Source organism: Actinomycetota bacterium (assembly GCA_041658625.1).
Taxonomy (GTDB): Bacteria; Actinomycetota; JAHEXW01; order JAHEXW01; family JAHEXW01; genus JBAZZW01.
The window spans coordinates 428,385-442,191 of sequence record JBAZZW010000001.1; the positions used below are offsets into that span (position 1 = coordinate 428,385).

Consider the following 13,807-nt stretch of genomic DNA (forward strand, 5'->3'; position numbering starts at 1 on the left):
GCTTGAGTATATGACTCTCTTAGTGCAGTCGACGGTTGTCGCGATTCTTCTCGGCCTGGTCGTCTATGTGGGCAGAAGCTGGCCCCGGCGCGTTATCCTGGCTATTAACGCGCTGGCGGGAGGCGTAATCCTTTTCCTGATCGTTAAGACGGTTTCCGACGTGGTTATCAGGATCGGCGAAATATTCCAAAGCGGACAGCCGGCCCCCACACTGGCTTTTAACCCGGTGATATTCACGGTCGTGGCGCTATTCGGTTTAGTGGGAGTGCCTCTTTTACTGGTCTTCGCGATTCGAGAAAGACGCCGTTCGGTTGTTTTATCCGTCGCGTTCGGGCTATTCAACCTCTCCTTGGCCCTTGTCATCGGAGGCGAGGCGGCAACCGGTATCTATTCCGCTGGAGCGGCGGCGGCCGGCGCACTGTTCCTGTTGTTTCTTCTAGAGGGCGTCTCCATCGGCGCGTTGCTTATAAAAGGCCAGCCGTCGCCGATGTACGTCCTAAGCCTAGGCTTGATTGCCGGCCTGCCGGCTTTGGCCGGATTCAACCTTAGCGCCGCCGCAAACAACGACCTAATATCGCCTTTCCTCCAAGCGGCCAGCGCCGGTTTCTTCATTTTCTATCTTCCCTTTGTTTTGACAATCGGCAAAGACCAGAACGACGTCAGGTGGCAGTTCATAGGGATGTTGACCGGGCTTGTCTTGGCGGGCGCACTGCTCACCGCACTGCCGATCCTGGGCGGTTAATCGCAGGGTCATACGCCCGCCTTATGCTACAATTTGTTTGAATGAGTCTAAGGAGGGATCATTATGTCTCCAGCCAAAAACATCACCATCTACTCCACCCCGACCTGACCTTACTGCCACCAAGCCAAGGATTGGCTTAAAGAGAAGAACATCGCTTTTAAGGATATCGATGTCTCGGTCGACAAAGCCGCCCTGCAAATTATGATTCAGAAGAGCGGACAAATCGGCGTACCGGTCATCGACATCGACGATACGATTGTCGTCGGCTTCAACCGGGGTAAAGTGGAAAAGCTATTGAAGTGAGCTGTCTTTAGAAATGTACGACGTCGCGATACTTGGGGCGGGACCGGCAGGCATGACTGCCGCCGTCTATTGCGCCCGCAAACAATTGAAGATCCTGCTCTTGACCGAGAATGTCGGCGGCCAAGCCCTCTGGAGCAGCGCCGTTGAAAACTATCTTGGCTACGAGTATATCAGCGGCGCCGACCTGGTTGCCAAGTTTGAAGAACACTTAAAGAAGTTTCCGATGGAAATGGTTTACCAGCCGGCGATCAAGGTCGAGCGTTCGGGGAAGACCTTTAAAATGACCGGCCGGGACGGCGCCCAATATTCGGCCCGAGCGGTAATCGTCGCCAGCGGCAAGATTCCGCGGGAATTGGGAACGGCCGGCGAGGCCGAGTTCAGAGGCCGCGGGATTACTTATTGCGCGACCTGCGACGCGCCCCTTTTCGCGGGAAAAGACGTAGCGGTCGTCGGCGGAGGCAATTCCGGATTGGACGCCGCCATACAACTTATGCAGCTGTCGCCAAAGGTTTACGTCATTGAACTTGGACCCAAACTGCCGGCGGATGAGACCTACATCGCGAAAGTCAAAGCCGCGCCGAATGTTGCCATCTTAGTTAATTCGCAGATAGTCGAGATATCCGGCGACATTATGGTAGAGGCGGCCAAGGTCTTGAACCGGGTCACCGGCGAAGAGAGAATCCTGGCGGTCGGCGGGATATTTGTCGAAATCGGGCTGCTGCCCAATTCCGGTCCGGTCGCGGGATTGGTCAAAACCAATGAGCGGGGCGAGATTATCGTCGACAAAACCGGTCGGACCAGCCTCCCCGGAGTCTTCGCGGCCGGAGACGTGACGGATGTGCCGGACAAACAGATCATCGTCGCCGCGGGCGAGGGCGCCAAAGCGGCTCTCTCAGCTTACGATTTCCTGATTCGCGGTGAATGACATGAAGGTTTCCGATAACGCGATGGCTGTATTGAAAAAGCGGTACCTCCTGAAAAACGAATCAGGACGCGTTGCCGAAACGCCGGACGAAATGCTTAAGCGGGTTGCTCGCGCGGTATCAGAACCCGAAGAAGACTATGCCGGAACCGCTGGCCGCGCCCATTGGGAACAGGAATTCTACCATCTAATGGCTGACGGCCTGTTCCTGCCCAACTCACCGACGCTTATGAACGCGGGTACGCCTGTCGGCCAGCTGGCTGCCTGTTTCGTTGTCCCGGTCGGCGACTCGATTGCCGAAATCTTCGAGGCCTTGAAGGATATGGCCATCATCCACCAGAGCGGCGGGGGCACCGGGTTCAGTTTTTCGTCGCTGCGTCCCGACGGCGATATGGTCAAGTCGACCAGGGGCGTCGCGTCCGGCCCGTTATCTTTCATCAAGGTCTTCGACACCGCGACGGACGTAATCAAGCAAGGCGGACGGCGGCGCGGAGCCAACATGGGCATTCTGCGTGTTGACCATCCCGATATAGTCGATTTCATAAAGGCGAAAAAAGAACCCGGCGTTTTGGAGAACTTTAACCTTTCCGTGGCGGTAACAGACGCTTTCCTGGAAGCGGTCAAGCATGACGGCAAGTTCGAACTGATCAATCCAAGAACCGGAAGAAAGAAGAAAACTGTCGAGGCGCGAAAGCTGTTCGACCTGATCGTGGAAACAGCCTGGGCCACCGGTGATCCGGGTTTGATTTTTATCGACGAGATGAACCGGCACAATCCGACGCCGGCCCTTGGCAACTTCGCCAGCACCAATCCTTGCGTTTCAGGCGACGCGTTGGTCGCCACGGACCGAGGTCTGCTCAGAATGGACGATATCGCTGAGTCACGAGCCGGAGGCCGATTATCGGTAATCACTGACGATAGGGTTTCCAGTGAATCGCGAACGTCGGAAAACAGCACGACAGTAATGGTAAGAACACGAGCTGTCCCAAAAACAGGCGTCTCGGTAAATCCGGTTGCGGCCGCCTGGCTCACCGGTATTAGACAAACCATTAGAGTCGTCACAAAATGCGGATATGAAATTGATGTGACTCCCGACCACAGGATTATGACGACTGACGGATGGAAGGCAGCCGGAGATCTGATACCGGAAAAAGACCGCGTGTTGATTCAGTCGTCACGCGGCGGATTCGGTCAATCATGCAGTCTGCCGTTTTTAGTTGAACGAAAGACGCGGGGTCGCAACGGGAGAACCTATACCAACAATCTGCCGTACGTTTGGTCTCAAGAATTGGGCTGGACGCTGGGCTGGCTGACCGGCGATGGTTGGTTGAGAGCCGGCGACAAGGATTGCAGGGTCGGTTTCGTGTTCGGCAGCAAGGACAAACGCGTTCTTGATTTACTGCGACCCATTTTAAACGATTGGTACGGGAAGGATATTCGGGCGATCGCGCGGAACGATTCGACCGTTCACTTGTCCTATCACAGCCGAATGTTTGTCGAATTCTTCCAGCAATTAGGCATAAAGAATGTTAAGTCCCGAGACAAAAGAGTACCTGACGCCCTGTTCGCCGCGCCGGAGCAGGCCGTAATCGGTTTTCTGCAAGCTCTTTTCACGGCGGACGGTACGATTGGCATCCAGCAGAAAAATCAGACGACATACATCAGGTTGACGTCCGTGTCCGAGTACTTATTAAAAGATGTGCAGAAGCTTCTTTTATACTTGGGAATCAAATGCAAGATCTATGACCGGGCGCGCAAAATGACTTCAACCTTCACTTATGTTAATAAGAAAGGTGACGTCAAGTCCTATCAAGGAAGTAGTCAACTCTACGAACTGCAAATCTCCCGAAATAACTTGCCTGTTTTTCTGAAGGAAATCGGCTTTTTGGGTGGCCGCCATGCTGACAAGGTTGAGCGGCTTGCTCAAAAAACATATTATTCGGATAAATTCGAGGATGTCGTTGATGATGTCTTTCTCTCAAAATCGCAAGCAGTCTACGATCTGACCGAACCGATAACGCATTCATTCATCGCCAACGGTTTCGTCGTCTCAAACTGCGGTGAACAGCCACTTTTACCGTATGAAAGCTGCAATCTCGGCTCGCTTAAGTTAACCTCATTTATCGACCAGGGCGTTTTGGATTCGGACAGGTTGCGCGAAGCCGTCTTCACGGCCGTCCGCTTCTTAGACGACGTTATCGACGTGAACCGGTTCCCTCTGCCGGCTATTGAAGAAATCACCAGAAACGGCAACCGGAAGATCGGCCTCGGCGTGATGGGGCTGGCGGAAGCATTTATCGAACTTGGTTTGGCTTACGGGTCGCCCGAATCGCTCGATTTCGCCGGACATACGATGCATTACATCCAGAAGACCGCCTGGGAAGCGTCGGCCGAACTGGCCGAGCAGCGGGGTTCGTTCCCCAATTTCGCCGGCAGCGTATGGGAGAAACGCGGCTATGAGCGCTTCCGCAACGCTACGGTTACGACCATCGCTCCGACCGGCACGATCAGCCTTATCGCCGGGACCAGCAGTGGAATCGAGCCTTATTTCGCTTTGTCTTACACTCGCCGCGCGCTCGACGGCGCTTTGCTCCCGGAATATAACGCTCAATTCGTAAAGGCGGCCGAGAAGCGCGGTTTCTTAACCGACGAAATTAAAGCGGCTGTAGCGGCCTACGGTTCGCTGAAGACGATTGAAGGGGTTCCGGACGATGTCAAGAGACTGTTCGTGACGGCGCTCGACCTTGAACCGGATGTTCATGTCCGCATGCAAGCGGCCTTTCAGCTCCACACGGACAACGCGGTCAGCAAAACCGTCAATCTGCCGGAAGACGCCGGCGTCGACGATGTTCGCCGGGTATATCTGCTGGCTCACGAGCTGAAATGTAAAGGCATCACCATCTACCGTTATGGCACTAAGAAGCAGCAAGTCCTGGTCTTAGGCCCGGATTTCGACAGCCCCGAAGACTGCCGGTCTCATTATTGCCCGGCATGAACAAGACCCGCCAAACCGCCGCGCCCAAGCGATCAGCAAAGTCACGAATCGTTCTGGTTCAAAGCGGCGAGCCCTCAGATATCAAGCCCGGTCCGTTCTCGCTGGTCTTCGACAGCGCTTACGCCGACCGCCTGGCCGCCAGGCTGAAGAATTCAATTGTCCAATTAATTAGACAACCGCAGGTCTTGCCGCAATATCTGGACGACCCAGCCGAGTTTCTGCCGGAGAAGCTGCCGCCCCATGACGTAATCATCGCCGTCAACGTGCACGAAGAGATTCTGCTGGAACTACCGGCTTTTGTCCAGGCCGCCGAAGGAAAAGCGCTCATCGTGCCGCGGGAAGACCCGAATTGGACGACTCCATGGCTTCGCGGGGAGCTTGCCAAGCGGTGCGAGACACTTGGCTTAGAGATTGCCTTTCCGAAACCGTTTTGCTCGCTGGCTGAAGATCCGTCGCATCCGGCCATAAATGCCGTGTTGAATGACTTGAAGATCGGCCGGCCGGCAATAAGGTTTCAGGTCACGAACGGAATCATCAAGCGCGTCGAAGTCCTTCGCTCCGCGCCTTGCGGCGATACATATTACGTAGCCGAGAAGCTGAAGGGTAAGCCTTATGATGAAACGCTGGAGCACTGGGCGTTTAAATTCTGGGCGAGCTATCCCTGCCTGGGCGCCATGGTTTTCGACGACGACTACCAGGACCTTCTTCAGCACGCCGCCGGCCACATTCTGCTGGAAGCGGTCGAAGAAGCCCGCCGTTATTCCTCTCCCCCGGAGGGAGAGGATCAAGGTGAGGGGGCGGGGCAATCCAAGCTTTAGTATCCGTCGTCAGCACCCCTATCGATTATTCGGACATCGAATCGGCCGTCGCCGAGGCGATCGACCGATGCGGCGGCTCCTCCGTTTTAAATGACGCGGCCGGCAAGAATGTTTTGGTAAAACCTAATCTGGTTGAAACAAATGACGGTGAGTCAGGGAACACCACAGACAAACGGGTAATCGGAGCGCTGGTCAAGATGGCGATAGCGCGCGGCGCCAAGGTCACCGTCGGGGATTCCGGCGGCACGCGCTGGCATGGCGCGACCGACCGGGCTTTCCAGGAAACCGGAATCAGAGACTACTGCGAGGCGCTCGGCGCCGAGGTTTTAAGCTTTGATAAAACCAACCCCACTATGGTGAAAATCCCGGACGGCCGGATCCTAAAAGAAGCCTACCTCGCCTCGCCGGCGGTCGAGTCCGGTTTAATCATCAACGCTCCGAAGATGAAGACGCACGTTCTCACTAAAACGACCGGCTCGGTCAAGAACCTCTACGGCGTTGTGCCCGGAGGGCTAAAGAGCGTTTATCACAAGGTCGGCGGTAATTCCGTCGACTTCGCTTCGCTCCTGGTCGACCTGTATTCGGTACTTCGACCGGGGCTCAACGTAATGGACGGAGTTGTCGGTTTGAGCGGACAGTGGCGGCTTCAGGACCGTATCTACCCTGGTGTTATTCTGGCCTCTACCGACGGCGTCGCGGTCGATGCGGTCGCCGCCAGTTTGTTCGGGTATAATCCGATGAAAGTCCCCACCCTGGCGGAGGCGCATAGACGCGGATTAGGTGTTGCCGACTTAGGCGAAATAGAGATTTCCGGACAGCCGCTAACGCCGCTGATAAAGGCGATTGCCGGGAAAACAAAACGCCTCCGCGTCCCTTCTTTCGGCAACACGGTTGGCGGTTGGTTGCTCGGCCGTGAGAGCCCCGAGGTCGACACCCAAATCTGTACCGCCTGCGGTCACTGCCCGAAAGCCTGCCCAGTCGGCGCCGTTACCGTCAAGGACGGTCGTCCCGTATTCGACCTTGAGAAGTGCATAAGATGTTTCTGCTGCGCTGAATTGTGCCCGGAAAGAGCTATCCGGCCCACGCGCGGCCGCGTCGGGAACATGATCTTCAAACGCTAGACATTGACTTAATTTGTGAATAAACCTACGATGTAGCCACAGCCATAGCGACACACCCGCATTCTTGCCGCAGCTACGAGGCCTTTCTTAACTCTTCTCTTACGTTTCAAATTTGGCTTCTCTATCGCAAGCGGTCCGACCGCTGGAGAGGAGCGGTCATGGCAACCATGATTCCCGGGAGTTTCTTGAGAATCCTCGCCGTCTGGTCGCTTATTCCTGCGTACCTGGCGGCCGGAGGCTTAATCGGTTTCGCCTTGGATAAATGGTGGGGCACCTTCCCTTACGCAACCGGCCTGGGGCTTATCGTCGCGCTGGCGATAGCCGTCAAGGACATGCTCCGGCTGCGCGATTATTTCATGAAAGGCTAGCGGTGAGATAGCCATGTCCGAGGGCGCCATTGCCGAATTCACTCCATACATAGTCATCGCCAACGCCGTCATGGTCAGCCTGCTCTTAATTGTCGGCGCAACAATAGCCGCCCGGCAAAAGTTAACGCCCGTACCGGGACCGGTGCAGAACGCGGCGGAAGCCGTCATGGAATGGTTCATCAAACAGGCCAAGAACGTCCGCCCGGATGCCGTTAAGACCGTTACCGCGTTTCTGGCGACGTTCTTCCTGTTCATCTTCTCTAGCAATCTGCTGGGCTTGATTCCTGTGCCGGTTATCAGAATCCCGCCGACCTCTTTTTATAGTGTGACGCTCGCGCTATCGCTATGCTCGGTTTTCGGAATCCTGATTCTGACCACAGTCTTTAAGGGCGTCAAGGGGACGCTGAAACACCTGGTTTGGCCCAATCCTCTACAGATTATCTCCGAAATCAGCCATGCCTTGTCATTATCCTTGCGGCTCTTCGGAAACATAGGCGGAGAATTCATAGTCGCGTCGCTGGTTATGGTCGCGGCGCCCTACGGCATTCCGCTTATCGTTCATATCCTGGGATTGATACCGGCTTTTCTGCAGGCGCTGGTCTTTACCCTACTGACCGCCAGCGCTCTCGGAATCGCCATCGCGATCGAGGAAGAACCAGTCAAAGAAAAAGCGGAACCAACGACCGGGACCATTGATGAACAGGGAGGTGTTCAAGCATGAAAGACGCGTTACTCGTACTGGCCCCACCGTTGTCCATCGTACCTGCCGCCATCGCCGCCGCCATCGCGATGAGGTATATCGCCAGCGCGGCTATCGACGGGATGACACGGCAGCCGGAAATATCCAATCAATTGTTTACGTCGATGCTTATCGGTATGGCACTGGTTGAAGCACTTGTGATCTATTGCCTGGTCGTAGCGCTTATCCTGGCCAATAAAGTAACTTAAGCGAAAGCTCAAAGACCATGAACTTGAATCCGCTAACCCAGCTCAACGCGATTACGATAGTCTCCATCATCGTTATCTTCTCGATAACGTATTTCGCCATGAAAAGAATATATTTCGACCGCTATGTTGACTTTATGGAAGCCCGGGCTGCGAAAATCAGCAAAGGCCGGGCGGCCGGTTTGGAAGCGGAATCGATCGTCGTCAAAGCTACGGCGGAGGCGGAGGAGATTGTAAGATGCGCCCGCGTGGAAGCCGACGATATCGCGGCTCAAACAAGAACTGACATCTACGAGCTGCGGGAACGAAGAAGGATCGCGGCAACCACCGAGGCTGAGAAAATCGTAGACGACGGACGCGGCCGACTTGAGGCGGTAAGAGACAAGGAGCGCGACCTGCTGGAAAAAGAACTAGTCGCGAACGTTTGGCGCATCGTATCCAAACTGGACGGAGAAATAAAACGTGATACCGTCGAGGCGGTCGTCCGCAGAAACATCGCTGTCGTTGGCGCTAAAGCGGGTGGCGTAAATGGTTGAGATACTGACTGAAGCCTGGGCGGAAATAGCCCACAACCCGTTATTATTCCTGATAGAAGTCATTCAATTCGCGGTCCTGGTCGTAATCATCGCCTATGGCGGAAGAAAAATAATCGGCGGCTACCTTTCCAGGCGTCGGGATAGGATTGCCGCGGACGTCGCCGAGGCGGCCAAGGGCCGGGAAGCCCTGGCCTACGCCAAAAGCGAAGCCAAGGCAATAGTCGCGGAAGCTGTTAAAGATGCCAAGAACATCGTGCGCCAGGCGAAAGCGGAAGCGAAGAAAAGCCACCAATCCGCGCAGGCTAAAGCCGACGAAGAAGCGGCCTTGATCATCCGGCAGGCCGGAGAGACGATTGAAGCCGAGAAGCGAGAAATCGCGGAAGAGAGCTCCCGGCAGTTTGTTGAACTGGTGCCGATCTTGGCCAGACGATTTATAGAAGAGGAACTGGCCGAATCGGACCGGCGCGTCATGATTCAGAATATCATCCTGTCCGGCCTTAAAGAACTAAAAACCGCCGGCACGTAACTTAAGGCATAAGGCGGCCACACCGATGGCAAAAACAAAGCCAAGCCGTTCTTCCATCGCTATCATAAGGACGCCTGTACAACTTACCGATGCCGTCTGCAAGGAAATCGCCGGAAATATTGAGCGCATAACCGGCCGCGACTACACTCTCTGCGTCCAGTTGGACAATACGGTTAACGGCGCCGTTATCTACCTGGACGGGGGCATCAAGATTGACATCGACCTGAATGCCAACCTTGAATGCCTTGAGTCGGAGCTGACGGAGATAGCTGAAAAACAGGCGTTTCGCCTGAAGGAAGTAGCCGACTCAACGCGCGAAGCGGCGCGCGATTATTCTCCCGCACCTTCCGTCGGAATCACGGAAACGGGGTTGCGGGAAATGCTGCGGGCGGCCGAGTCCGACGACATCGTATTGGAGACAAAGATGCAGTTGGATACGGCGGTTATCAATCGATTGAACGCCGATTTGAGCGACGCCGCCGGCCGCTCCGTTTCCGTTAACCAGCGCATTAACTCGAAACTTGACACGTCGGGCAGGTTGCTCATCGGCCGCGGCGCCGAGGTCGACTTGGATATGCGAAAAAACCTTGTCGACGAGGTCGCCAACCGGTTGGACCGTGCGGTCTGGCCGAAAGATATTGGTTTGGACAAGCTATCAACGGATATCGGCGCTTTGATTGACAAGGTGGACCCACGCCTCGCCGTCGCCGACAGATCCATGCGCGGCACCGTTACCGAGGTCGGAGACGGTATCGCTAAGGTCAGCGGGTTAAACCGTATCGGCTCCATGGAAGTCGTCAAGTTCCAAAGCGGCCAGCGCGGCCTGGCCTTTAATCTATTGAAGGACTCCGTTGGCTGTCTGGTCCTCGGACCGGAGGAAACCATCAAGGAAGGCCACGCGGTTGAAAGGACCTGGACGCTCTTGGAGGTTCCCGTCGGAGAGCCGCTTCTGGGGCGAATCGTCAACGCCGCGGGAGAACCGATCGACGAGGCCGGCCCGCTCGAGACAAATGACTATCTGCCCGTCGAAAGGATCGCGCCCGGTATCGTCAAGCGCCGCCCCGTCGACCTGTCCCTACACACCGGAACCAAAGTGATTGACGCCCTGGTGCCTTTGGGCCGGGGCCAGCGCGAACTAATCCTCGGCGACCGGAAAATCGGCAAGACCACGCTGGCGATCGATACTATCCTAAGCCAAAAAGACACCGGCGTAATCTGTGTATACGCGGCCATCAGCCAGAAAGCCTCGTCTTTAGCCCGGGTTGTCCAAGTGCTCGAGGAAGCGGGCGCCATGGAATATACCATAGTAGTCGCGTCGTTATCCGATGAACCGCCGGCTTTCCGCTACCTCGCCCCATACACCGCTTGCGCCATCGCCGAATACTTCATGGATAAAGGCAGCGACGCGTTGGTTATCTATGATGACCTTACCAAGCACGCGGCTACCTACCGCGAAATATCCTCGCTGTTCAAGCGGCCGATCGGCCGCGAGGCGTACCCGGGCGATATTTTCTACATCCATTCGCGCCTCTTGGAGAGGGCGGCCTGTATGCGGGAGGACCTGGGCGGCGGCACGTTGACCGCCTTGCCCATTGTAGAGACACTGGCCGGAGATATTTCGGCATTCATACCGACCAACGTCATTTCCATCTGCGACGGTCAGATATTCCTGGAAACCGGACTTTTTAACGAAGGGTTCCGGCCGGCCATGGACGTAGGTTTGTCCGTCTCCCGTGTCGGGGGCATGGCCCAAACGTCCGTCATGAAATCCGTGGCCGGGCGCCTGCGGATCGATCTGGCCCAGTATCACGAGATGGCCCAATTCGTTAAATTCGGCGCGGAGGTCGATCAGACGACGCTTGATCAGCTGTCCCGCGGCGAACGCGCCAGGGAGGTTCTGAAGCAGGATCAACACCGGCCGATGCCGCTGGAACATGAGATTGCGATCCTGTTCGCCGTCGTCAACGGCTATCTGGACGACGTCCCGGCGAACAAGGTAAGCGAATTTGAGTCCGGTTTCTCCGCTTATCTGGACGAAAGCCATCCCTCGCTCATGAAGGATGTAAGGCAACAGCGGGAAATGACGCCCGCGTCGAAAGAGGAATTCGTAACGGCCTTAACCGACTACAAACAAAAAGGGAAAGTGTGCTTTGCAGAAACTGACGGAACTCAAGCAACAGATTAAGACGGTTCAGAATATCGAGATCATGGCCAGGACGATGGCGACTGTGGCCGCCGCCAAGATATCGAAGGTAAGGCAGCGCGCGGCCGGCATGCGGACTTACACGGCCGCGATGCGCGACATGATCAGAGACCAGCAAGCATACCTGATCAGAAGCGGCGGGGACCTTGAATCCCTGTCGCCCCTTTTGGTCGCCCGGCCGGAGCCAAAACAGATAAGCGTATTTCTCATAACGGGCGACCGCGGCATGTGCGGCAACTATAACATGGCCGCCAATCACTTGTGTCTTGAGTTCATAGAGAGTCAAAAGGCCGCCGGCCATGAAGTTTCATTGGTCGTTAAAGGCCGCAAGGGCGAGTTGTACTGGCGCAAGCGGCGCGTGCCGATCGTTCACGCCGAATACTGGCAACGGGAAGGCGTAGTTTACGAAGAGGTAGAACGTCTGCTGGCCATGCTCACTGAACGTTTTATTTCAGGGGAGGCCGATGAGGTCCACACGGTTTACACTGAATTCTATTCCCCGATAAAACGGCAGCCTCGGATGGTCAAACTTCTGCCGATGTCAAAGGAAGTTAGCGGAGCGGTCGCCGGCGGCGTCTCCAAATGGTTCTACGAACCGTCGTTTGACCTCATAATCGACGATCTTCTGTATGTATACGCGAGGGCGCAACTCTACGATATCTTGCTCGAATCCTTCGCCAGCGAGCAAGGGGCGCGGATGATAACCATGACCGAGGCTACGGAGCGAGCGGAAAAAACGCTCAAAGACTGCCGTATGCAATACAACAGGCTGCGCCGCGAGGTAATCACTATAGATCTCCTAAGCGTTCTGTTCGCGTCACGCGTCGTAGAGGAAAGCGAACCGGCTGAAGCGGACTCGGGGTATTCCGTGGAGGGAGATTAAGATGCCGCCGGACGATCATGCCTTCGGAGAAGTCACCCAGATAATGGGACCGGTCGTAGATATCGAATTCTCGGGAGAGCTGCCAGGCATTAATAACCTTCTGAGGGCGAACAATCCCGTAAACGGCCTGCCTCTGGAAACCGTCCAACTGCTTGGGGAACGAACGGTTCGGGCGATTGCTCTTGATTCGACTGAAGCGCTGGAGCGAGGCGCCCCCGTTTACGATTCGCGCCGGGCGATTTCCGTGCCGGTCGGACCCGAGATACTCGGCCGCCTTTTCAACGTGCTGGGCGAAGCGGTAGACGAGCTGCCGGCTCCGGGTACGGCGCTTACATCAGAAATCCATAAACCGTCGCAACCGTATGCGCGCGTCAAAACCTTTCCTGAGATCCTGGAGACGGGCATCAAAGCGATCGACCTTATGACGCCGTTTCCCAAAGGCGGCAAAATCGGCTTGTTCGGCGGGGCGGGCGTTGGCAAGACGGTCATAATCATGGAGTTGATCCGCAATATCGGGGTAGAGCATCATGGAGTATCGGTCTTTGGCGGCGTCGGGGAAAGAACCAGGGAAGGCAACGAACTTTGGCAGGAAATGAAAAAGTCGCGCGTCCTTGAACGGGCCGTCCTGGTTTTCGGCCAAATGAACGAACCGCCGGGGGCGCGTTTCCGCGTCGCCTTAAGCGCCCTGACTATGGCCGAGTACTTTCGCGACGAGCGCAAACAAGACGTCCTGCTTTTCTTCGATAATATCTATCGCTTTATTCAAGCCGGCCTTGAGGTATCCCTGTTGCGCGGCCGGATCCCTTCGGAAGTCGGCTATCAACCAACTCTCGCGACAGAGATGGGTTTGCTGCAGGAGCGTATTTCATCGACACAAGACGCCGCCATAACGTCGGTCCAAGCCGTCTATGTTCCGGCCGACGACTTAGCCGACCCCGGACCGGCGTCAGTTTTTTCCCACCTGGACGCGTCTCTCGTGTTATCGCGCCAACTGGCCGAGCAAGGGCTATACCCGGCCGTCGATCCTCTGCTGTCTTCTTCCCAGGTCCTGGAGGGCTGGATCGTCGGTGACGAACACGCTGAAATCGCCCGCAAGGCCAAGAGCTATCTCCAGCGTTACGGAGCGCTTAAGGATTTGATTGCCATCTTAGGCATTGAGGAGCTGTCCGAAGATGACAAAATCGTCGTCCGGCGGGCCCGCCGGCTGCAGAAATATCTGTCACAACCGTTCTTTGTGGCGGAAACATATTCTTCTATCCCGGGTTCTTATGTCCCCCTGGCGGAAACCATACGCGGCTTCAAGGAAATCGTCGAAGGAGAACACGATGATGTGCCTGAACAGGCCTTTTATATGGTCGGCACAATTGATGAAGCGTTAAGGCAGGCCGAGTCATTATCCGGGGCCGCGGCCCAAGATATCTTCAGCGCCAAAAAGGAGGGATAGA

The 13,807-nt window shown here is 55.8% G+C and carries 13 protein-coding genes and 1 pseudogene; all 14 read left to right on the top strand.

What is annotated here, in order from left to right:
* Positions 1-10: 10 nt before the first annotated feature.
* The 14 genes and pseudogenes from WC891_02040 (at position 11) to atpD (ending at position 13,806) form a co-directional block, all read left to right on the top strand.
* Positions 11-742: a hypothetical protein gene (locus WC891_02040; GenBank protein ID MFA5866734.1), complete on the top strand. Its 732-nt coding sequence runs from the start codon at positions 11-13 to the stop codon at positions 740-742.
* 120 nt (positions 743-862) lie between these two features.
* A pseudogene (locus tag WC891_02045) lies at positions 863-1,045 on the top strand (glutaredoxin domain-containing protein).
* A 13-nt stretch (positions 1,046-1,058) separates the two neighbouring features.
* The gene (locus WC891_02050; GenBank protein MFA5866735.1) at positions 1,059-1,970 is read left to right on the top strand and encodes an FAD-dependent oxidoreductase; all 912 of its coding nucleotides are present in this window, start codon (positions 1,059-1,061) and stop codon (positions 1,968-1,970) included.
* A 1-nt stretch (position 1,971) separates the two neighbouring features.
* Positions 1,972-4,962: a ribonucleotide reductase N-terminal alpha domain-containing protein gene (locus WC891_02055; protein MFA5866736.1), complete on the top strand. Its 2,991-nt coding sequence runs from the start codon at positions 1,972-1,974 to the stop codon at positions 4,960-4,962.
* Positions 4,959-5,780, top strand: a complete 822-nt coding sequence (locus tag WC891_02060; protein ID MFA5866737.1) for a DUF166 family protein — start codon at positions 4,959-4,961, stop codon at positions 5,778-5,780. Before WC891_02055 ends, WC891_02060 begins: the two co-directional genes overlap by 4 nt.
* 113 nt (positions 5,781-5,893) lie before the next feature.
* The gene (locus WC891_02065; protein ID MFA5866738.1) at positions 5,894-6,901 is read left to right on the top strand and encodes a DUF362 domain-containing protein; all 1,008 of its coding nucleotides are present in this window, start codon (positions 5,894-5,896) and stop codon (positions 6,899-6,901) included.
* Between the two features lie 158 nt (positions 6,902-7,059).
* Positions 7,060-7,269 (top strand): hypothetical protein, encoded by a 210-nt coding sequence (locus WC891_02070; GenBank protein ID MFA5866739.1) that lies wholly within the window; start codon positions 7,060-7,062, stop codon positions 7,267-7,269.
* 13 nt (positions 7,270-7,282) lie between these two features.
* Complete coding sequence (locus WC891_02075; protein ID MFA5866740.1) at positions 7,283-7,990, top strand: FoF1 ATP synthase subunit a; 708 nt, start codon at positions 7,283-7,285, stop codon at positions 7,988-7,990.
* Positions 7,987-8,217 (top strand): ATP synthase F0 subunit C, encoded by a 231-nt coding sequence (gene atpE / locus WC891_02080; protein MFA5866741.1) that lies wholly within the window; start codon positions 7,987-7,989, stop codon positions 8,215-8,217. The genes WC891_02075 and atpE overlap by 4 nt, the downstream gene beginning before the upstream one ends.
* Positions 8,218-8,240: 23 nt before the next feature.
* Entirely contained in the window at positions 8,241-8,750 is a 510-nt protein-coding gene (locus tag WC891_02085; protein MFA5866742.1) for an ATP synthase F0 subunit B, read from the top strand.
* On the top strand, positions 8,743-9,276 hold the full coding sequence (locus tag WC891_02090) for an ATP synthase F0 subunit B (protein MFA5866743.1): 534 nt from the start codon (positions 8,743-8,745) through the stop codon (positions 9,274-9,276). The genes WC891_02085 and WC891_02090 overlap by 8 nt, the downstream gene beginning before the upstream one ends.
* A gap of 574 nt (positions 9,277-9,850) precedes the next feature.
* Positions 9,851-11,461: a F0F1 ATP synthase subunit alpha gene (atpA, locus tag WC891_02095; protein ID MFA5866744.1), complete on the top strand. Its 1,611-nt coding sequence runs from the start codon at positions 9,851-9,853 to the stop codon at positions 11,459-11,461.
* On the top strand, positions 11,427-12,362 hold the full coding sequence (locus WC891_02100; protein MFA5866745.1) for a FoF1 ATP synthase subunit gamma: 936 nt from the start codon (positions 11,427-11,429) through the stop codon (positions 12,360-12,362). The genes atpA and WC891_02100 overlap by 35 nt, the downstream gene beginning before the upstream one ends.
* Position 12,363: 1 nt before the next feature.
* Positions 12,364-13,806, top strand: coding sequence for a F0F1 ATP synthase subunit beta (atpD, locus tag WC891_02105; GenBank protein MFA5866746.1), 1,443 nt, complete (start codon positions 12,364-12,366; stop codon positions 13,804-13,806).
* Position 13,807 lies beyond the last annotated feature (1 nt).

What these genes read in the sequence shown, in the direction of transcription:
- WC891_02090 (MFA5866743.1), top strand. Translation starts at nt 8,743, where the DNA reads ATGGTTGAGATACTGACTGAAGCCTGGGCGGAAATAGCCCACAACCCG.
- atpD (MFA5866746.1), top strand. Translation starts at nt 12,364, where the DNA reads ATGCCGCCGGACGATCATGCCTTCGGAGAAGTCACCCAGATAATGGGA.
- WC891_02055 (MFA5866736.1), top strand. Translation starts at nt 1,972, where the DNA reads ATGAAGGTTTCCGATAACGCGATGGCTGTATTGAAAAAGCGGTACCTC.
- WC891_02075 (MFA5866740.1), top strand. Translation starts at nt 7,283, where the DNA reads ATGTCCGAGGGCGCCATTGCCGAATTCACTCCATACATAGTCATCGCC.
- WC891_02060 (MFA5866737.1), top strand. Translation starts at nt 4,959, where the DNA reads ATGAACAAGACCCGCCAAACCGCCGCGCCCAAGCGATCAGCAAAGTCA.
- atpE (MFA5866741.1), top strand. Translation starts at nt 7,987, where the DNA reads ATGAAAGACGCGTTACTCGTACTGGCCCCACCGTTGTCCATCGTACCT.
- WC891_02040 (MFA5866734.1), top strand. Translation starts at nt 11, where the DNA reads ATGACTCTCTTAGTGCAGTCGACGGTTGTCGCGATTCTTCTCGGCCTG.
- atpA (MFA5866744.1), top strand. Translation starts at nt 9,851, where the DNA reads ATGCGAAAAAACCTTGTCGACGAGGTCGCCAACCGGTTGGACCGTGCG.
- WC891_02050 (MFA5866735.1), top strand. Translation starts at nt 1,059, where the DNA reads ATGTACGACGTCGCGATACTTGGGGCGGGACCGGCAGGCATGACTGCC.
- WC891_02070 (MFA5866739.1), top strand. Translation starts at nt 7,060, where the DNA reads ATGGCAACCATGATTCCCGGGAGTTTCTTGAGAATCCTCGCCGTCTGG.